This window comes from Roseisolibacter agri, assembly GCF_030159095.1.
Taxonomy (GTDB): Bacteria; Gemmatimonadota; Gemmatimonadetes; order Gemmatimonadales; family Gemmatimonadaceae; genus Roseisolibacter; species Roseisolibacter agri.
Genome location: NZ_BRXS01000005.1, coordinates 620,688 through 639,682 on the forward strand (window position 1 = coordinate 620,688; position 18,995 = coordinate 639,682).

At 73.5% G+C, this 18,995-nt stretch carries 14 protein-coding genes; 5 read left to right on the forward strand and 9 right to left on the reverse strand.

Annotated elements, in window-relative coordinates; genetic code table 11:
- Positions 1-74 precede the first annotated feature (74 nt).
- Entirely contained in the window at positions 75-1,484 is a 1,410-nt protein-coding gene (locus rosag_RS18190; protein ID WP_284351594.1) for a HEAT repeat domain-containing protein, read from the forward strand.
- A gap of 168 nt (positions 1,485-1,652) precedes the next feature.
- Here rosag_RS18190 and rosag_RS18195 read toward each other — a convergent pair whose 3' ends face one another.
- Positions 1,653-2,720 (reverse strand): M42 family metallopeptidase, encoded by a 1,068-nt coding sequence (locus tag rosag_RS18195; protein ID WP_284351595.1) that lies wholly within the window; start codon positions 2,718-2,720, stop codon positions 1,653-1,655.
- A gap of 119 nt (positions 2,721-2,839) precedes the next feature.
- Between rosag_RS18195 and rosag_RS18200 the strand changes: the two genes are divergently transcribed.
- Complete coding sequence (locus tag rosag_RS18200; protein ID WP_284351596.1) at positions 2,840-3,205, forward strand: sulfite exporter TauE/SafE family protein; 366 nt, start codon at positions 2,840-2,842, stop codon at positions 3,203-3,205.
- A 34-nt stretch (positions 3,206-3,239) separates the two neighbouring features.
- On the opposite strand, the gene rosag_RS18205 is transcribed toward rosag_RS18200, so the two are convergent.
- The 3 genes from rosag_RS18205 to rosag_RS18215 form a co-directional block, all read right to left on the reverse strand.
- The gene (locus rosag_RS18205; RefSeq protein WP_284351597.1) at positions 3,240-4,079 is read right to left on the reverse strand and encodes an ABC transporter substrate-binding protein; all 840 of its coding nucleotides are present in this window, start codon (positions 4,077-4,079) and stop codon (positions 3,240-3,242) included.
- Positions 4,080-4,383: 304 nt separating this feature from the next.
- Entirely contained in the window at positions 4,384-5,310 is a 927-nt protein-coding gene (locus tag rosag_RS18210) for an EamA family transporter (protein WP_284351598.1), read from the reverse strand.
- A gap of 8 nt (positions 5,311-5,318) precedes the next feature.
- Positions 5,319-7,004: an amidohydrolase gene (locus rosag_RS18215; protein WP_284351599.1), complete on the reverse strand. Its 1,686-nt coding sequence runs from the start codon at positions 7,002-7,004 to the stop codon at positions 5,319-5,321.
- A 310-nt stretch (positions 7,005-7,314) separates the two neighbouring features.
- On the opposite strand from rosag_RS18215, the gene rosag_RS18220 reads away from it, so the two are divergent.
- Positions 7,315-8,823: an OmpP1/FadL family transporter gene (locus tag rosag_RS18220; protein WP_284351600.1), complete on the forward strand. Its 1,509-nt coding sequence runs from the start codon at positions 7,315-7,317 to the stop codon at positions 8,821-8,823.
- Complete coding sequence (locus rosag_RS18225) at positions 8,823-10,085, forward strand: SGNH/GDSL hydrolase family protein (RefSeq protein WP_284351601.1); 1,263 nt, start codon at positions 8,823-8,825, stop codon at positions 10,083-10,085. Before rosag_RS18220 ends, rosag_RS18225 begins: the two co-directional genes overlap by 1 nt.
- A 205-nt stretch (positions 10,086-10,290) precedes the next feature.
- On the opposite strand, the gene rosag_RS18230 is transcribed toward rosag_RS18225, so the two are convergent.
- From rosag_RS18230 to rosag_RS18250, 5 genes are all read right to left on the reverse strand, one after another.
- The gene (locus tag rosag_RS18230; RefSeq protein ID WP_284351602.1) at positions 10,291-11,394 is read right to left on the reverse strand and encodes an ABC transporter ATP-binding protein; all 1,104 of its coding nucleotides are present in this window, start codon (positions 11,392-11,394) and stop codon (positions 10,291-10,293) included.
- A 103-nt stretch (positions 11,395-11,497) separates the two neighbouring features.
- Positions 11,498-12,361: an ABC transporter permease gene (locus rosag_RS18235; RefSeq protein WP_284351603.1), complete on the reverse strand. Its 864-nt coding sequence runs from the start codon at positions 12,359-12,361 to the stop codon at positions 11,498-11,500.
- A gap of 322 nt (positions 12,362-12,683) precedes the next feature.
- The gene (locus rosag_RS18240) at positions 12,684-13,493 is read right to left on the reverse strand and encodes an FkbM family methyltransferase (RefSeq protein WP_284351604.1); all 810 of its coding nucleotides are present in this window, start codon (positions 13,491-13,493) and stop codon (positions 12,684-12,686) included.
- Between the two features lie 243 nt (positions 13,494-13,736).
- Positions 13,737-14,717: a glycosyltransferase family 2 protein gene (locus tag rosag_RS18245; protein ID WP_284351605.1), complete on the reverse strand. Its 981-nt coding sequence runs from the start codon at positions 14,715-14,717 to the stop codon at positions 13,737-13,739.
- Positions 14,718-14,765: 48 nt separating this feature from the next.
- Entirely contained in the window at positions 14,766-15,932 is a 1,167-nt protein-coding gene (locus tag rosag_RS18250) for an acyl-CoA dehydrogenase family protein (RefSeq protein ID WP_284351606.1), read from the reverse strand.
- A gap of 244 nt (positions 15,933-16,176) precedes the next feature.
- Between rosag_RS18250 and rosag_RS18255 the strand changes: the two genes are divergently transcribed.
- Positions 16,177-18,936 carry an IPT/TIG domain-containing protein gene (locus tag rosag_RS18255; RefSeq protein WP_284351607.1) on the forward strand — a complete coding sequence of 920 codons (2,760 nt, stop codon included), beginning with the start codon at positions 16,177-16,179 and terminating at the stop codon, positions 18,934-18,936.
- The last annotated feature ends 59 nt before the right edge of the window (positions 18,937-18,995 follow it).

The window sequence follows — 18,995 nt, forward strand, 5'->3', positions numbered from 1 at the left end:
GTCCGCGGGGCAGGGCGCGGCAAGTGTGACGGATCGTGCTAAAGTCGTCATGAAAGCGGCCGACACTGGAGAGCATGCGAAAGCAGGACGCCACCGACCACCTGACCCGGCTCGTCCGGCAGCTGCGCACCCCCGGCAGCCGGCCCGACGACGTGCGCGCGACGCTGCGGCGCCTGGCGGCGGCGGCGCGCGAGGGCACGGTGCTCTGGCAGCGGGAGGGCGATCGCCTCCTCATCGACGGCATGGCGGCCCGCGATGGCGCGGACCCGCTGCGCGAGCGGATGGAGGCCCACGGGATCCGGCGGCTGGAGGTGCGCCAGCACGCGACCGCGGTCGAGCTGCTGCAGTGCGCGCGCCTGCTGGCCGAGGCGCCCGCGCCCGACGAGGCCGCGTTCGAGCGGCGCGTCGGGTCGCTGCGGCTCTGGCGCGTGACGATCTCGCGCGTCGCGGAGGCCGAGGCGGAGGGCTCGGGCCTGGCCGTGCCCGCCGCGCAGCAGGCGCCGATCACCCGGCAGCTCTTCCGCCTGCGCGGCGCGGTGACGCCGGTGGCGGTGCACGAGGCCCACCAGGCGCTCGAGGTGCTGAAGTCGCTCGCCGACGCCCACGAGGCGGCGGGCGAGGCGCTCCCGCTCACGGCGGTGCTGGTGGGGCTGGTGCGCGCGGAGCGCGAGGCCGAGGCCGACGTCGTGCGCGCGAGCATCGGGCGCGTGATCGACGCGCTCTCGACGCCGGCGGTGCTGCGACTGGTGACGCGCCTGCTGCCGACGACCGTCGGCGACCCGGCCACGTACCGCGCGCACCTGGAGGCGATCGACCGCTGCGGCCCGACGGGCGGCGCGACGCTGATCGCGTTCCTGATGGCGGCCGACGCGATGGAGGAGCGGCGCGTCTACTTCGACGCGATCGTGCAGCTCCGCGCGGGGATCCCGATCCTGATCGGCGCGCTCGGGCACTCGCAGTGGTACATCGTGCGCAACGCGGCCTGCCTGCTGGGCGAGATGGAGGCCGAGCGCGCCGACGCGGCGCTGGCGCGGCTGCTCGACCATCCGGACGAGCGCGTGCGCGAGGCGGCGACGGGCGCGCTGGCGAAGCTCGACACGCGCACCGCGCGCCTCGCGCTGCAGCAGATGCTGCACGACCGCTCGCCGCGCGTGCGGCTGCACGCGGTGGAGGCGTTCGCCCGCAATCGCGACGCGCGCGTCGCCACGCCGCTCTCGCTCGCGCTGGACGCCGAGGAGGACGACGACGTGCAGCTCGGCCTCCTGGCGGGGCTGGGGCGACTCGGCACGCCCGACGCGGTGGAGAAGCTGGTGCGCGCCGCGCTGCCGGCCGGCATGCGCCCGCGCCCCGCGAGCTTCCGCATCGCCGCCCTGGAGGCGCTGGTGGTGGCGCGCGGCCCGGGCGCGAACGGGACGCTGCGGTCGGTGCTGGAGGATGACGATCCGGCGGTGCGGGAGGCGGCGCAGCGGCTCGTCGCCGTCTGAACGGCGGAGGACGGAACGGCGGAGGACGATAGGGCGGAGGACGATAGGGCGTGAAACGAAAAGGCGGACCCTCGTGGCTTGAAGCTTCAAGCCTGGAAGGTCCGCCTCACCGTTTCACGCTGTTCCGTCCTCCGCCGTACCGTCGTCCGCCGTTCCGTCCTCCGCAGTTCAACGATCGGTGAAGTCCGTATTGGAGTCTACACGCCGGCACGCTTCCGCGATCACGTCCGCCGCCCGCTCCAGGTCCTCCAGCGCGACCATCTCGTTCGGCGAGTGCATGTAGCGGTTCGGGATCGACAGCAGCGCCGTCGCGATCCCCTCGCGCGCGTTGTGGATCGCGTCCGCGTCCGTGAACGACTCGCGGCCGGCCGCGTGCACCGTGTACGGGAGCTTCAGCGTCTCCGCCGCGTCGCGCAGCAGGCCGAACGCGACCGGCGACACGATCGAGCCGCGCGTCAGCACCGGGCCGCCGCCGAGCGACGCCTCGCCGTGCTCCTTCTTCTCGATGCCGGGGTGGTCGCTGGCGAAGGTCACGTCCACCACCACCGACATCGCCGGCGAGACGTGCACCGCGCCCACGATCGCCCCGCCGCCGCGCCACGCGATCTCCTCCTGCGTCGTCGCCACCGCGACCACGCGCGCCGCGCCCGGCTTCTCCGCATAGCGCCGCGCCGCCTCGAGCACGATGAACGCGCCCACGCGGTCGTCGATCGCGCGCGAGACGATGCGGCCGTTCGGCATCTCGATCATCCGGGCGTCGATCACGCCCGCGTCGCCGACGTGCACGCGCGCCTGCGCCTCGGCCTTGCTCGTGGCTCCGATGTCGATCCAGAGGTCCGTGATCTTCGACGCCTTCTCGCGCTCGTCGGGCTTCATGAGGTGGATCGGCTTCTTGCCGACCACGCCCAGCACCTCGCCGTCGCGGCCCTGCAGCCGGACGCGCTGGCCGACCAGCACCTGCGGGTCCCAGCCGCCGATCGGGGCGAAGTAGACGTAGCCCGAGTCGTCGATCCAGGTGACGATCAGGCCGATCTCGTCGATGTGGCCCGCCAGCAGGATGGTGGGGGAGCCGCCGGGGTTCACGACGGCGAAGCTGTTGCCCATGACGTCGCCGTGCACCTCGGCGAAGCCGCGGGCCTCGTCGCGCCAGACGCGCGCGGGCGCCCGCTCGAAGCCGGAGGGGCCGGGGGTCTCGAGCAGACGCTTCAGGAAGGCGTAGGAGGTCTCGGAGAGCATCCGGGGACGAACGCGGAGGGGAGGACGGCTGTCAACCCTGATGACTTCGGCGCCATCAGGAGGCGCGTCTCTCCGACGACCGCTTGCCCGTGGCGTCACGGCGCCGGAGACTTCCGGCCATGCTCCTCCTCCTCTTCGGCATCGGGCTGGCGGCCGGCGTCCTGTCGGGACTGTTCGGCATCGGAGGGGGCGTCGTGATCGTGCCGGCGCTCCTCTTCTTCGCGCGGATGACGCCCGCCGCCGCCACCGGCACCTCGCTCGGCGCCCTCCTGCTGCCGGTCGGCGCGCTGGGGGCGTGGGAGTACTACCGCAACGGGAACCTCGACGTGCGGTCGTCGCTGCTGCTCGCCGCGGGGCTCTTCTTCGGCGCCTACGGCGGGGCGAAGCTCAACCAGCTGCTGTCGCCGGTGCACGCGAAGCGCGCCTTCGCGGTCTTCCTGGTGCTCGTCGCCGTCCGGCTCTGGATGACCGCGAAGCCGCGCTGAGCGGCCGCTGAGCGGCCGCGGACGGCCGGCCGGCTCAGGCCAGGCGGGTCGCGCGCGCCGGGTCGGGCGCGCCGAAGAGCGCGGGGTGCAGCAGCCGCGCGACCAGCTCCACGCCGTCCACGAGGCGCGGCGCGGGGCGGCTGAGGAAGGCGTTGGCGTCGAGCGCCCACACCGCGCGCCCGCGCAGCCACGCCCAGCGCGCGTCCGCCAGCAGCGCGCGGCCCTCGGCCGCCGCGTGCGCGAGGTCGTAGCCGCACGGCGCGACAAGCACGACGTCCGGATCGGCGGCGGCCAGCGCGTCGATCGCGACGGTCGTCGAGTGCGCGCCCACGGTGCCCAGCACGTCGATGCCGCCCGCGCGCCGCACGAGGTCCGGGCCCCAGTGGCCCGCGAGGAAGACGGGATCGGTCCACTCGACGACCGCCACGCGCGGGCGCGGCGCCCGCGCCGCCTTGAGCGTCTCGTGCACGTGGCGCACGCGCGCCCATGCGGCCTCGATCAGCGCCTCGCCCACCGCGTCCAGGCCCAGCGCCGCCGCGACGGCGCGCACGTCGCCCAGGACGCCCTCCAGCGTGGTGCCGCCGAGGGTCGCGATGCGCGGCGCGGCGCCGGTGGCGTCGCCCATGCGCGCGGCCAGCGCCCGCACGTCGCCCTCCGACACCGCGCAGACGTCGCACAGCGCCTGCGTCAGCAGGAGGTCGGGGCGCAGGGCGACGATGGCGGCTTCGTCCAGCGCGAAGAGCGGCGCGCCCGTCGCGGCCAGCGCGCGCACCGCGGCGTCGATCGCGCCGGCCGACGCGCCGTCGGTGTGCGCGGGGATCGCGGCGCGCGTGACGCACGGGCGGCCCGCCACCGCGTCGGCGGGAAGTCGCACTCGTGCGTGATGCCGACCAGGCGGTCGGCGGCGCCCAGGGCGGCGACGATCTCGGTGGCGGCGGGGAGGAGGGAGACGACGCGCATGCGGCGAAGCTAACAAGAGTGTTGCGCGCTGCGTGGCCTGCACCGTTGCGCCGGACCTGTTGGCCTCTTGGAGAGGATACGGATACTCCGGATGCGTCGGATCAGACGGATCGCTCCGTGTGGCGCACGGGACGTCGCGCGCACACGGACCGATCCGAAGTATCCGCATGATCCGGATGATCCGAATCCCCCCAAAGGCAAAGGGACGCCGATGCTTCTCAACGCGTGCCGCGCACCAGCCGCAGCAGCCCGATCGCGACGAGCGCGCCGCCCGGCAGCAGCCACGCGGACGGCCGCTCGCCGAGCGTTGCGGCGGCGGCGAGCGCGGAGACCACCGGCACCAGCAGCTGCGTCGCGCTCGTGAGCACCGGCGGCAGCCGCCGCGCGGCCGTCGCGAACGCCAGCGTCGGCACGAGCGTCGACACGACGCCGAGCGCCGCGAGCACGCCGAGCGCGCGGACGTCGAGGCGCGACACCGGCACGAGCGGCGCGCCGGCGACGAGCGCGCGCGCGGCCAGCGCCGCGGTCCCGAGCGCGAAGGTCAGCAGCGCGACGCCGAGCGGCGTGGGCGCGGTGCGCGCGGCCTGCGCGGCGCGGAAGCGCATCGCGTACGCCGCCGACGCCGTCGCCGCGGCGAGCGCCAGCGCGTCGCCGAGGAGCCGCAGGCGCGCCGCGTCGCCCGCGCCGGCGAGCGCGGTCTGCAGCGACGGCACGAGCGTCAGCGCGACGCCCGCGAGGGCCAGCAGCGCGCCGTCGCGCTCCGCCGCGGTGACGGCCGCGCCGCCCAGGCGGCGCAGGCCCAGCGCGCACAGTGGCGCGGTCGCCAGCAGCAGCGCGACGTCGGCGACGGGCGCCAGCCGGAAGGCGATCACGGCCAGCAGGTAGTAGCCGCCCATGAGCGCCGCGAGCGCCCACGCCGGCCCGCGCCGCGCGGCATCGCGCACCTGCGCACGCGCGTGCGGCACCGCCAGCGCGGGCACCGCCGCCGCGAGCGCGAACGCGAGCCGGCCGGCCACCACCTCGATCGGCGTGAGCGCGGGGAGCAGTCGCACCATCGTGCCCACCAGGCCCCAGGTGAGCGCCGTCGTCACGGCGGCCGCCAGCCCGCGCGCGTCCACACGCGCATCCACGCGGGCGGCGTGCACGGCGTTCGTCAGGGCGTCGCCTCGTACACGGCCTTGCCGCCGAAGTACGTCGCCAGCACGCGCGTCCCCAGGATCTCCTCGGCCGGCACGCGCATGATGTCGCGGTCGAGCACCACGAAGTCGGCGCGCTTGCCCGGCGCCAGCGACCCGAGCTCCTGCTCCTGGAACGCCGCGAACGCGGGCCACAGCGTCATCGACTTCAGCGCCTCGTCGCGCGTCATGCGCTGCTCCGGGTACCAGCCGCCGATCGGCCAGTTGCGCGCGTCCTGCCGCGACACCGACGCGTGGAACGAGATGAGCGGGTTCACCAGCTCGACCGGGAAGTCGCTGCCGTTCGGCACGATCGAGCCCGCGTCGAGGAGCGCGCGCCACGCGTAGGCGCCGAGCAGCCGGCCGGTGCCGAGGCGGTTGCCGGCCCAGTACATGTCGCTCGTCTGGTGGCTGGCCTGCATGCTCGGGATCACGCCCAGCGCCGCGAAGCGCGGCACGTCCTCGTGGTGGAGGATCTGCGCGTGCTCGACGCGGAACCGGTGGTCGGCCACGGGCACCTGCCGCAGCGCCGTCTCGTACGCGTCGAGCACCAGGCGGTTGCCGCGGTCGCCGATGGCGTGTGTGTTGACCTGGAAGCCCGCGCGCAGCGCGCGCACGGCGACCTCCTGGATGTGCGCCGGCGCGGAGACGAGCAGGCCGTTGTTGTTCGGATCGTCCGCGTACGGCTCCAGCAGCGCCGCGCCGCGCGAGCCGAGCGCGCCGTCGGCGTAGAGCTTCACGCTGCTCACCCAGAGGCGGCCGTCGTGCAGCGCGCGGCGCGGCCCGCGCGCGAAGTAGTGCACGAGCGCGGCGCTGTCGTCGGAGATCATGACGTTCGCGCGCAGGTCCAGCTCCCCCTTCTGCGCCATCTCCTCCATCAGCTCGATCGTCGAGCGGCTCTCGCCGGCGCTGTGCACGCCCACCAGGCCGTAGCGGTGCAGCTCGCGCGTGGCGGCGCGCAGCGCGTCGCGCAACTGCTCGCGCGTGGCGTTGGGGATCGCGCGCTCGACGAGGCCCTGGGCACGGTCGACGAACACGCCCGTCGGCGTGCCGTCGCTCGTGCGCTCCAGGCGCCCGCCCTCCGGGTCCTTCGTCTCGCGCGTGATGTTCGCGGCGCGCATGCCGGCGGCGTTCACGAGCCCCGCGTGGCCGTCGACGCGCTCCAGGTACACCGGGTGGTCGGGCACCGCGCGCGAGAGCGCCTCGTGCGTCGGGAAGCGCGTGTCGCCCCAGTCGTTCTGGTCCCAGCCGCGCCCGACGATCCACTGTCCCTTGGGCGTCGTGCGCGCGCGCGCCGCCACGCGGGCGATCACGCTGTCGTACGACGTCGTGCCCACGAGGTCCACGTTGCGGAGCCCGAGGCCGAGCCCCGACAGGTGGCCGTGCGCATCCACCATGCCCGGGATCACCGCGCGGCCGCCGAGATCGAGCACGCGCGTCGCGTTCCCCTTGAGCGCGAGCGCGCCGCGCGCGTCGCCGACGAACTGCACGCGCCCGCCGCGGATCGCCATCGCCGCGGCGAGCGGCCGGCTGCCGTCCACCGTGTAGATGCGCGCGTTGGTGACGACCAGGTCCGCGGGCGCGGCGGCCGCGGCGGCGGGCGCCTGCGCGCGCGCGGTGGCCGCGAGAAGGAGCGGCGCGAGCCGGGAGAGAAGTCTGAGCACGGGTGCGGTGGGGGAGGGAATGGAGGAGGGGCTGCACGAAAATACGCCGCGGCCGCGCGCGGCGGCATGCGTCCGCGTCACGATGATGAGGTGCGTGTCATGCGCGCGCGTGGAAATCACGCCGATTCCGTGTGCGCGCGCGCCGTCGCTGCACGGGCCTTGCCCTGACGACGGCATCATGTGAGCGTCCGGCACGTGCGACGCGGCGTTTGCGCCTCGCGACATGGTCCGACGCCGCGCGCCTCGACCGGGCTCGCCACGTCGTGGACGGGCCCGGTCTCCTCTTCCGCAGAACAAGGAGATCGACACGATGCAGTTTCGTGCGCACGCCCGCCGGGCGGTGCGAGCCGGCGGTGCTCCCGCGCTGGTGCTCGCGACCGTGCTGTCGGCGGCGGCGTCCCCCGCACATGCGCAGGGGTTCGGCCTGAACGAGATCGGCAGCTGCGCGATCGCGCGCGGCTTCGCCGTCACCGGCGCGCCCTGCGAGGACGCCTCGGTGCTGTACTGGAACCCCGGCGCCACGGCCAGCGTCCCGCGCGGGCTCTCGCTCTACGGCGGCGTGACCGCCATCCAGGTGAAGGGCAGCTTCACGCACGACGTCACCGCGCGTCGCGAGGAGGGCGACGTCCCGGTCGAGTTCCCGCCGTTCCTCGGCGCCACGTGGAAGGGCAGCGGCCCGACGAGCAGCCGGCTCGCGCTCGGCGTCGCGGCGTACGTGCCCTACGGCCTCACGTCGCAGTGGGCGGACGACTTCAGCGGGCGCTTCGCGGCGCAGAAGGCGTCGCTGCAGACGATCTACGTGCAGCCGACGATCGGCTTTGACCTCGTGCCCGGCCGCTTCTCCATCGGCGCCGGCCCGGTGATCGGCCACTCGTCGATCGAGATCCGCCAGGCGATCGACTTCTCGCAGCAGCTGGCGCCCGCGCCCGCGCCGGCCGGCACGCGCTTCGGCCAGCTCGGCTTCGCGCCCGGCACCGAGTTCGCGACCGCGCAGATCAAGGGCGGCAGCAAGCTCGCCTACGGCGCGCACGTCGGCGCGCAGCTCAAGCTCACGCCGAGCCTGAGCCTCGGCGCGCGCTACCTGACGAGCGTGAAGTTCGAGTACGACGACGCCGACGCGACGTTCACGCCGTCGGCGACCGCGTCGTCCTACGTGCTGCCGGGCGGCAACGCGCTCGGCGCGCCGGCCGGCACGACGCTCGCGCAGCTCACCGCGCCGCAGTTCCAGGCCGGCGGCACGCTCGCGCCCGGGCAGACGGCGAGCACGGAGATCGAGCACCCGGCGCAGTTCCAGGTCGGCATCGGCTTCACCGGAATTCCGGGCACGACGCTCTCCGCCGACTACGGCCGCACGTTCTGGAGCTCGTTCGACGTGCTGCCCGTGACCTTCCCGGCCACCGCGTCGGGCGCCGCGTCGCCGCTCACGCGCACGCTGATCGAGGAGTACGAGGACATCAGCTCGTACCGCGTGGGCCTCGAGCACCGCTTCGGCAGCGCCGGCGTGACCGGCGGGATGCTGAACGGCGTCGCCGGCCGCCTGGGCTTCAGCTATGCCGAGTCGCCGGCGCCCGACCAGACGGTGACGCCGCTGCTCCCCGACATGAACCGCTACAACTTCTCGGGCGGTCTCGGCATCCCGCTCGGCGGCAGCCTCACGCTCGACGCGGCCTACCTGCGCGTCGAGACCGAGGGCCGCCGCGGCCGCACCGACGAGCGTCCCGAGAGCCTCACGCCGTCGCAGACGGTCCAGACGCTGAACAGCGGCTGGTACGCGCTCAACGCGAACATCTTCTCCGTCAGCCTCAAGGCGCGCTTCTGATGCGGACTTCCACCTTCTCCCGCGCGCTGCCCGTCGCGGCCGTCGTTCTGGCCGGCGCCTGCGCCAAGGATCCCGAGCTGCTGCTCGCGCCCGCGCCGCCGGCGACGGCCAACGCGGCGTTCATGAGCCGCTACGTCGCGATCGGCAACAGCATCACCGCCGGCTACCAGTCGGGCGGCATCAACGACTCGACGCAGCGCCGCGCCTACCCGGCGCTGATCGCGCGCGCGCTGGGCACCAGCTACTCCGCGCCGTTCCTCACGGGGCCCGGCTGCGCGCCGCTGCCCGACGCGATCACCGCGTTCCAGGCGGCCGCCGGCACGTTCACGCGCCCGAGCACCGTCTGCGCGCGCACCTCGACGACGACCTTCCTCAACAACGTCGCGGTGCCGGGCGCCAACTCGGCGAACGTCACCAACGCGCCCGGCTCCAGCGGCAACCCGCTCACGACGCTGATCCTCGGCGGGCGCACGCAGGTCGAGCTGGCGGCGGCCGAGGACCCGACGTTCGTCAGCGTCTGGATCGGCAACAACGACGTGCTGGGCTCCGCGCTCGGCGGCGACACGACGAACGCCACGCCGGTGGCCACCTTCACGGCCAACTACGACCGCATCCTCGCCGGGCTCGCGAACACGCCGGCGGTGCAGGAGAAGCACGGGCTGCTGATCGGCGTCGTGAACGTGACCAACGTGCCGTCGGTGTTCACGGCGCAGGCGATCGTCAACAACATCGGCGGCTTCCGCACCGCGTTCGAGCAGGGCTTCCTGCGCAACGGGCGCACGCTGCAGATCCTGCCGAACTGCACGGCCACGACGACGGCCGGCGTGTCGGTGGGCTACCTACTGACGGTGGCCGCCGCGGCCCAGGCGCTGCCGGCCAACCAGGCGATCCCGTTCGCCTGCGCGCCCATCACCATCCCGGGCGCGGGCACGATCGGCACGAGCGGCATCCTCGACGCCGCCGAGACGGCGGCGCTGAGCACGCGCGTGGCCGCGTACAACGCGTACATCGCGCAGCGCGCGGCGGCGCTCGGCTGGGCGTACTACGACCCGAACACGACGCTCGCGCGCCTGAAGCAGAACCCGGCGGTGATCTCGCCGATCCCGAACCTCACGTCGACCGCGGCGCCGTACGGCACCGCGCTCTCGTTCGACGGCATCCACCCGTCGGCGTCGGCGCACGTGGAGATCGCGAACGACATCATCCGCGCGATCAACGCGAAGTACGGGTCGAGCATCCCGCTGGCGACGGCGCTGCCCTGAGCGGGGTGGCGCGGACGAACGAGACGGGCCCCGGCGCATCTGTGCCGGGGCCCGTCTCGTTCGTCCGCCGTCGTCGGCGTCGCGGCGCGCTCGGAGCGTCGCGGCCCTCATCCGCCCGACGTTCTGGCAGTAGCGCCGCGTCGGCGCCGGCATGCGCGGCGGGCGGTCGCGTCCTGCCTCGCCGCGCGGCTCGCCCATCGCGCTACTACCCGAGTGCGCTCGCTTCCACGGAGAGGTCTGCCACTCCCGACCACGTGCGCATCTCGTCGACCCGCAGGCCAGCCACGGGCAGCACGGAGAGCCGGTGCTTGGCCAGCTGCGGGTCGTGGAGGACGAACTTGTAGGCATACTGGCCGCGCGCCAGATGCGCGACGTGATCGAAGCGGACCGTGAGCGTCTGGCCAGCGCGCAGCGGACCCAGTCGCAGCTCCTCGGTCGTGAAGTTGCCGTCGTAGACGCACAGCGAGTCGGTGGCGCGATGCACGATGAAGCTGAAGATCGCGTCCGGGATGTCGACGTCCGCACGGACCACGACCTCCAGGCGCAGTGGCGTGTGCGGCGCCACGGCCTCCACCGTGCGTCCCTGCCGATCGGTCAGGCGCACGTCGAGGACCGCTGCGCCGTCACCCATCGTCTCGTCTCCGCTGCCGGCCAGCCCGAGGTAACGCGCGATCGCCTCGCCCACCTCGCCCAGGTAGCGCGGTGACGACTTGAGGACCAGCGCGCGGTCGCACAGGTCGCCGATCGCCTGCATGTTGTGCGACACGAAGACGATGGCCACGCCGTCACGCTTGAACGCCTTCATGCGCTGGACGCACTTCTCCTGGAACGCCATGTCGCCCACCGACAGCACCTCGTCGATGACCAGCACATCGGGATCCAGGTGCACGGCGATGGCGAAGCCGAGGCGCGCGTTCATGCCCGAGGAGTAGCGCTTCACCGGCGTGTCGATGAACGTCTCGATCCCCGAGAAGTCGATGATGCTGTCCAGGCGGCGATCGACCTCTCGCCGGGACATGCCCATGACGGCGCCCTGGAGGTAGACGTTCTCGCGGCCGGTCAGGTCCTGGTGGAAGCCGGCTGACACCTCGATGAGCGACGCCAGCCGGCCGCGCATCCGGATCTCGCCGCGCGTCGGGCGGAGGATGCCCGTCAGCAGCTTGAGCATCGTCGACTTGCCCGCGCCGTTCGGACCGATGATACCGAGCGCCTCCCCGAACTCGACGCCGAACTGGACCTCGCGCACCGCCCAGAAGTCGTCGTCGCGCAGCGTCGCCGCGCTCCGCGCGCCCGGGCGCGACCGACGCAACAGGGATGGGATGAGATCGCGGAGACTGTCCTGGCGCTCGCCGCGATGGAAACGCTTCCACAGGTCGGTGACCTGGACTGCTGCACCGCTCATCAGATGCCCCTCAGACGTATTCAGCGAACAGGAACTGCGTGCGCTGGAAGAGCACGAGCGCGAAGAGGAGGCCGCCGATGCTCCAGGCCGCGCTGTAGGCGAGGAACCACGGCTCCCACGCCACCACCGGCCCGGCCTTCGCGAGCACTGTCAACGGCTCCAGCAGGTTGTGGCCCTCCATGATGGACAGGCGGAGTCCCTCGAAGAGCGGGGACAGCGGGTTCATCATGAGCGGGCGGACGCCCCGCGCGCCGAAGGCCGTGGCGTCGAAGAGGACCGGCGTGAAGAAGACGCCGAACGTGAGCATCACCTGCGTGATGTACTTCACGTCGCGGAAGAACAGGTTGGCGCACGCCAGGAAGACGCCGACGCCCGCCGTCAGGCACACGAGCAGCACCAGCAGGAGCGGCGCCCACAGCAGCGCAGGCGTCAGCTGCGCGCCGAGGAACGGCAGGAGCAGCACGAGCGCGAGGCAGCCGATCGCGAGGTCGAACAGCTGCGCGAGCACCGAGCCGAGCGGCAGTACCGCGCGCGGGAAGTAGACCTTGGTGACCAGCGTCAGGTTGCCCGTGATGCTCTGCACCGCAAAGCCGATCGCGCCGGCGAAGAAGGCCCACGGAAACGCCTTGAGCGCGAGCGACCCGACCTCGGACCGATCCAGCTGCACGCCGGCCATCGACGCCACCGCGAGGCGGAGGAGCGTACCGGCACCGATCACCAGCAGCGGCGTCAGGATGGCCCACGCGAAGCCCATCGCGGCCTGCTTGTAGCGCACGCGCACGTCCCGCTGGGCCAGCTGGAGGAGCAGGTCGCGATGCTCGTGGATCTCGCGCACCGCCACGCTGACGGTGGTCGCGCCCTCGGGCGTGATCACGCGCTCGCTGAGCGGCGCCCGCCGGGGCCCTCCGGTCTGGGCGGGCGCGCCACGGTTCGTCGCGGCGCCCGCGGGCACCTCCGGGGAAGGGAGCCCAACCGCGAGCGCACCTGCCCCGTCAATGTGCTCGAAGTTGCCACTAACGCGTCGTTGATTCATCGGAGAAACGGCTCATCGGACGCGCACCGGAACGCTCGACGGTGCGAGGCATCGCGGCAGGCGATGGTTGGAGAGAAGGGTCGGCCGTCGGCGCGGCACGGGCACCACATCGCCACGGGACCGCCGGCGGTGCGGGCACAGCGTCGGACGCGAGCGGCAGCGACTACGCGGAGAGATCCAGCACCGTGTAGTCGTCGGCCTGGGAGCGCCGGAACGGCCGCGTGCCGAGCGCGTCGAGGACCGCGGCCTCGCAGCCGGGTCGAAGGCGATCGTGCAGCTCGACCGCGATGACGCGCACGTGCCCGAGCCAGTCGCTGGCGGCGGGCGTGAACACCTCACACTCGGCCCCCTCGATGTCGACCTTCAGCAGGTCGATCCGGGGCCACTGCGTGCGCGCGAGCACGTCGGTCACTCCCAGCGCCGGCACGCGCGTCGTCCGCGTGGTCGGCAGCGACGGCGTGGCGTCCTCGGGGGCGCGGACCTGGAACGCCCACTTGTCCGCGTCGGAGTCCACCAGCTCGAGCTCCGTGCGGTGGCTCCACAACGCCGCCTGGATGGGCGTCACGTTCGGATAGTGGCGGGTGTTGCGACGGAGCAGCTCGAAGTTCGACTCCTCGATCTCGAGCGCGACGATCTGCGCCGTCGGGTACTTCGCGAGCAGATAGATGCTGGCGAGTCCGATGTTCGCGCCTGCGTCGACGATATACGTCGGCGCCGGCGACAGCGGGAAGTCCAGCGCCCCGTGCAGGAACACCTGCTCGAACACCGCGACGTCGGAGGTGCCGGGACGAAGCAGCAGCGGATGCGCGAGCCCGGGCACGGTCACCGACATTGGCGGCGACCCTGGAGGCGCGTTGGCGACGGCCGCCATCCGTCGCCACACGCGCGTGCCCGCCACGTGGCCGAAGTGTGCCCGGTACCAGTACGTCTCGTGCAGGAACTGCGGTTTGAGAGCGCTAACGGAGAAGGGCATGTCCGATTAGGCGATGGAGGCGTGGCGACGCGGCAAGCGGTCGCCAATCGCGCGACGACGGTCGGCGCGATCCGCGGTATCGAGCGACGGCGCCGCCTCAAGGTATCGGATCGCCGAGGCGGCCGCACGGGCGCACCGGAATCGTCGGCACGCCGGCTGGCGCCGGCGCGGCGGCGCCGCGGACGTGACCCCTGGGTCCGGGACGAGCGCCGGTCGTCGACGTCACGCCCGCTCCGGAGGGCATCAGGCGGCCGGCGCCCGACGGCGGTAGGCGGCCACGAGGCGCCGCCGCAGTGGCGCGGGCATCCAGGCCAGCATCAGGATCGCCGCGTTCTTCGGGCTCGGACTGGCCAGGAGCGCGCGCCGCAGCAGGGGGCGCGCGTCCGCGGTCGCTCCCGATTCGAGCAGCAGGACGCCGGCCTCCCGCAGTCGCCCCGGAAGCGCGCGCTGGAACACGCCGAGCACGTGGGGGGGATACGCCTCCTGCTTCGCGTCCATCACGTCGTGCAGCTGGATCATGCCGCGCAGCATGCGCAGGTAGCTGCGCGACAGGCTGGTCGCTCGCACGCGGTAACGCATGAGGGGCTCCTCCACCACGGCGAGTGGCGCCCGGTTCACGAGCCGGAGGAAGCACTCCACGTCCTCGACGATGCGGAACGACTCGTCGAACAGGCCGGCGTCGACGAGTAGCTGGCGACGCGCGAGGATCGTCGACGGGATCAGGAAGTGCCCCGCGGCGTGGATCTGCTCCCGGATGTCCGGGAAGTAGCGAACGCCCGCCTCGCGCACCTGACCTCCCAGGACGCGATAGGTCTCGCCCATCGTCGTCAACACGGACGGCACTTCCGGCGACCCATCCTCGAAGAACTGCGCGTGGTCGGTGGCGACGATCCCGACGTCGGGGTGTGCGGTCACCGCGCGCCACTGGTGCGCGAGCTTCGTCGGCGCCCACAGGTCGTCGCTGTCCAGCAGGGCGATCCACGGCTGCGACGCCGCCCGGATGCCGGCGTTGCGCGCCGCCGAGAGTCCCCGGTTCGTCTGCTGCACCACCCGCGCTCCCAGCTGCCGCGCGAGCGCCGCCGTGTCGTCGGTGGAGCCGTCGTCCACGACGACGATCTCGCTCGGCGGGCAGGTCTGGGCGGCCACGCTGGCGAGCGTCTCGGCGAGCGTCTCGGCCGCGTTGTACGCTGGGATGACGACGGAGATCGGTAAGGGATCGGCCATCGGTGCGGGCGGGAGGGTAGGAGGGGATGCGCGGCTCGCAGGGGTCGCTCAGCGCAGCACGGCCTTGGCGATCGTCTGCAGCTGCATGTTCGACGTCCCCTCGTAGATCGTGCCGATCTTCGCGTCGCGGTAGAACTTCTCGACCGGGTACTCCTTCGTGTAGCCGTACCCGCCGAACAGCTCCACGCACAGCGACGTCACGCGCTCCGCCACCTGCGACGAGTAGAGCTTCGCCATCGCGCCCTCCCGCGCGATGTCCTGGCCCGCGTCCTTGAGGCGCGCCGCGTTGTAGACCATCAGCCGCGCGGCCTCCAGCTCCGTGGCCGCCTGCGCGACCTGGAACTGGATCCCCTGGAACTCCGCCAGCGGCTTCCCGAACTGCTTGCGCTCCTTCAGGTAGGCCGTGGCCGCGGCCAGGGCGCCGCCGGCGACGCCGATCATCTGCGCGCCGATGCCGATGCGGCCGACGTTCAGCGTGTCGATCGCGATCTTGTACCCCTTGCCGATCTCGCCCAGCACGTCCGCGTCGGGCACGAAGGCGTTATCGAAGTGCAGCGCGGTGGTGCTGCTGGCGCGGATCCCGAGCTTGTCCTCCTTGCGGCCGATGCTGAAGCCCTCGGTCCCCTTCTCGACGACGAACGCCGTGATCCCCTTGTAGCCCAGCGCCGGATCGGTGGTCGCGAAGACGACGAACAGCTCCGCCTCGGCGCCGTTCGTGATCCAGGCCTTGGCGCCCGAGAGGCGCCAGCCGCCGTCGACCTTCGTGGCGCGCGTCGCGAGCGCGAAGGCGTCGGAGCCCGAGCCCGGCTCGGAGAGCGCGTAGGCGCCCACCGTGTTGGCGGTCAGGCGCGAGAGCCAGCGCTGCCGCTGCTCCTCGGTGCCGTAGGTCGCCAGCGGGTACTCGACGAGCGTGTTCTGCACGTCCACCTGGATGGCCGCGGACGCGTCCACCTTGCTCAGCTCCTCGACCGCGAGGACGATCATCATCGCCGTGCCCCCGGCGCCGCCCACCGCCTCGGGCAGCTCGATCCCCATCAGCCCCATCTGGAAGAACTGCCTCGTGAGGGCGGGGTCGACCTTGCCGGCCTCCTCCATGGCGTGGACGCGCGGGCGGACCTCCCCCTCGGCCAGGGCGGTCACGGCGTCGCGGAACATGACCTCTTCCTCCGAGAGGAGGGTCAGGGGCGGGCGGGCGGTGGCGAGGTCGCTGGACATGCGCGGGGCGGAAGACGGCGGACGGCGCCCGGATGGGCGCACGGATGGGTCGGACGGGATCGAACGCGGCGGCGCCGGTGCCGATGCGGCATGCGGGACCGGAACGCGTTCGGGAAAATGGCCGATCCGGCCGGTGTGGGGTAGCATTATAGATGGTCGCGCGTGCGCTCCCGGTTACCCCGGTGCCACGCGCCCTGTCTGCACGTCGTCGACGGCAATCCCGCCGCCCCCTCTCGCAGTCCCGATGGTCTCGAACCTCTCCGACCGCCTCCGGCCGCGCACGTCCGCGGCCGTCCCCGGGGGCGCTCGCCCTGCGTCCAGACCTGCCGGACGCGTCCGGTCGCGCGCCGCCCTGCTCCCGCTCGCCTTCGGCCTCGCCGCCGGCGGCCTGACCGCCTGTGGCGGCGGGGGCGACGGGCCGCCGCCCTCGCCCGCCACGATCGGCGCGGCCGACCCCGGCACCGCGCTCGCGGGTACCGTCGGCGCCGACCTCACGACGCCGGTCCGCGTGCGCGTCGCCGACGCGGGCGGCCGTGCCGTGAAGGGCACCACCGTGACGTGGACGCCCACCGACGGCGGGCGCGCGACGCCGGCCACCAGCGCCACCGACGCCGACGGCGTCGCGTCCACGACGTGGACGCTGGGCTCCGCGGCGGGCGCGCAGACGCTCGCCGCGTCGACGGGCTCGTCGAGCGTGCGGACCGTGCTGACGGCCACCGCCGCGGCCGGCCGTCCGGCCACCGTGCGCGTCCAGGGCGACAGCTCGCTCGGGCTCGTCCCGGGCATCACCGTCGCGCTGAGCGCCGTCGTCGCCGACCGGTTCGGGAACCAGGTGACGGGCGCGCCGATCACCTGGCGCAGCGGCGACCCGACCGTGGTCACCGTGGACGACGCGGGGCGCCTGATCGCCCGCGCCCCCGGCACCACCGCCATCGAGGTCACCAGCGACACCGCCCGCGCCCGCCTGACCGTGCGCGTGGACGCGGTCAGCGCGATGAGCATCGCGCGCATCTCGCCCGACACGCTCGTGCCGGGCGGCACCGTCACCGTCGACGGCGCCGGCTTCGTGCAGACGGGTGCCGGCACCGAGGTGTGGGTCTCCGGCGTGAAGGCGAGCGTCCTCGAGGTCACGCCGACGCGCATCCGCGCGACCGTGCCGGCCGTCAGTGCGCTCCCCTGCGCGCCGCCCAGCGGCGGCGCGGTCACGGTGCGGCGCAACCTCGGCACCGGCATCGTGGACTCGGTGCGGCGCGGCGCCGTGCTCCCGGTCGCGACCCGCCGCTCGCTCCGCGTGGGCGAGAGCGTCGCGGCGCTGACCGCCGACGAGGCGCGCTGCACGCAGCTCGACGGCGGTGGCCGCTACGTCGTCAGCGTCTTCAACACCGACCAGTCGGGCGACCGCCTGGTGTTCGCGCAGCTCCGCGGCACGACCGGCGGCGTGACGGGCACGCAGCCGCTGGCCGTGCGCACGCCCAGCCGCGTCGTCGCGCCCTCGCGCACGGTCGCCGCGCCCGCGCCGAGCGCGGCCGAGCGCCGCGCGATCGAGGGGGCGCGCGAGCACGCGGGGCGCTTGGAGTGGGAGCGCGCGCTCGTGCGCCGCGCGGGGTCGCCGGTGGCGGCGCTGCGCGCGGCCCGCGCGCGTGGCGACGTCGCCGGCCCGCGCCTCCTGGGCCGCGCGCGCCGGCCGGCGGCCTCGCGCTCGCCGTCGCCGTCGGCGGCCCCGTCCGCCTCGAGCGCGGCGCTCGCCGTCGCGGCGCCGTCGCTCGGCGACACGGTGTCGATCAACGTCTACAACCTGTCGTCGCGCACCTGCGCGCGCGGCATCCCGGTGCGCGCGCGCGTCGTCTACGTCGGCACGCGCAGCGTCGTCTACGAGGACGTCGGGAACAGCCAGGCCGGCACGATGGACGCCGAGTATCGCCAGGTCGGGCAGGAGTTCGACCAGGTGATGTTCCCGATCCTCGAGCGCAACTTCGGCAACCCGCTGGCGATGGACCAGCAGCTCGACCGCGACGGCAAGATCGGGATGATCTTCTCGAAGGTCATCAACGACAGCATGCCCAACGTCCTGGGCTTCGTCACGTCGTGCAACTTCTTCCCGAAGAGCGAGGCCGCCTTCGCGGCCAGCAACGAGATGGAGCTGTTCTACGCCCGCGCGCCGCGGCAGGGCGAGGGCGCGGCCGCGTGGCGCTACAGCCTGCGCTCGACGACCATCCACGAGGTCAAGCACATCACCGCGTTCGGCGAGAAGATCGCGCGCGCGGCCGGCGGCATCCCGAACTACGAGGACTCGTGGCTCGAGGAGTCCACGGCGCGCGTGTCCGAGGAGCTGTTCGCGCGCACCTTCTCGAACGCGGCGTGGCGCGGCAACACGGGCTACAACGGCGTCGGGTGCGAGCTGACGCGCTGCGACGACCGCCCGTTCTCGATGGCCAAGCACTGGACCACGCTGCAGTACTACTACCGCAACGTGGGCGACCTGTCGCCGTTCGCCGGGTCCAACGACTTCAACGCCACCTACTACGCGAGCGGCTGGTCGCTCGTGCGGTGGGCGGTGGACCAGTACGGCGGCACCGACGAGGCGGCGTTCCTGCGCGACCTGACGCTGGAGCCGCGGCTCTCGGGCATCGCCAACATCGCCGCGCGCACCGGCCGTCCGCCCGCGGAGATGCTCGCGGACTGGGCGCTGGCGATGTACGTGGACGACGCGCCCGGCCTCACGCCCGCCCGCGCGCAGCTCTCGATCCCGAGCTGGAACGGGCGCGAGATCCTGCGCGGCCTCAACACGTTCAACTCGCTGAGCTATCCGGGCGTCTTCCCGCTCGCGGTCCGCCCGGTGACGTACGGCGAGTTCCAGAGCCAGGACCTGCTGCTGCGCGGCTGGAGCACGGCGTTCTTCGAGCTCTCGGGCGCGCCGACGGCGCCGCAGCTGCTGGAGCTGCGCTCGCCGACCGGTGGCGCGGTGGCCCCCACCGTCCGCCTGGCGATGATCCGCGTCGAGTGACTGGCGGCGGGCTGCTTCGTCGAGTGGGCGAGTCCGCCCAGCGCGCTGCTCCCGCGCCG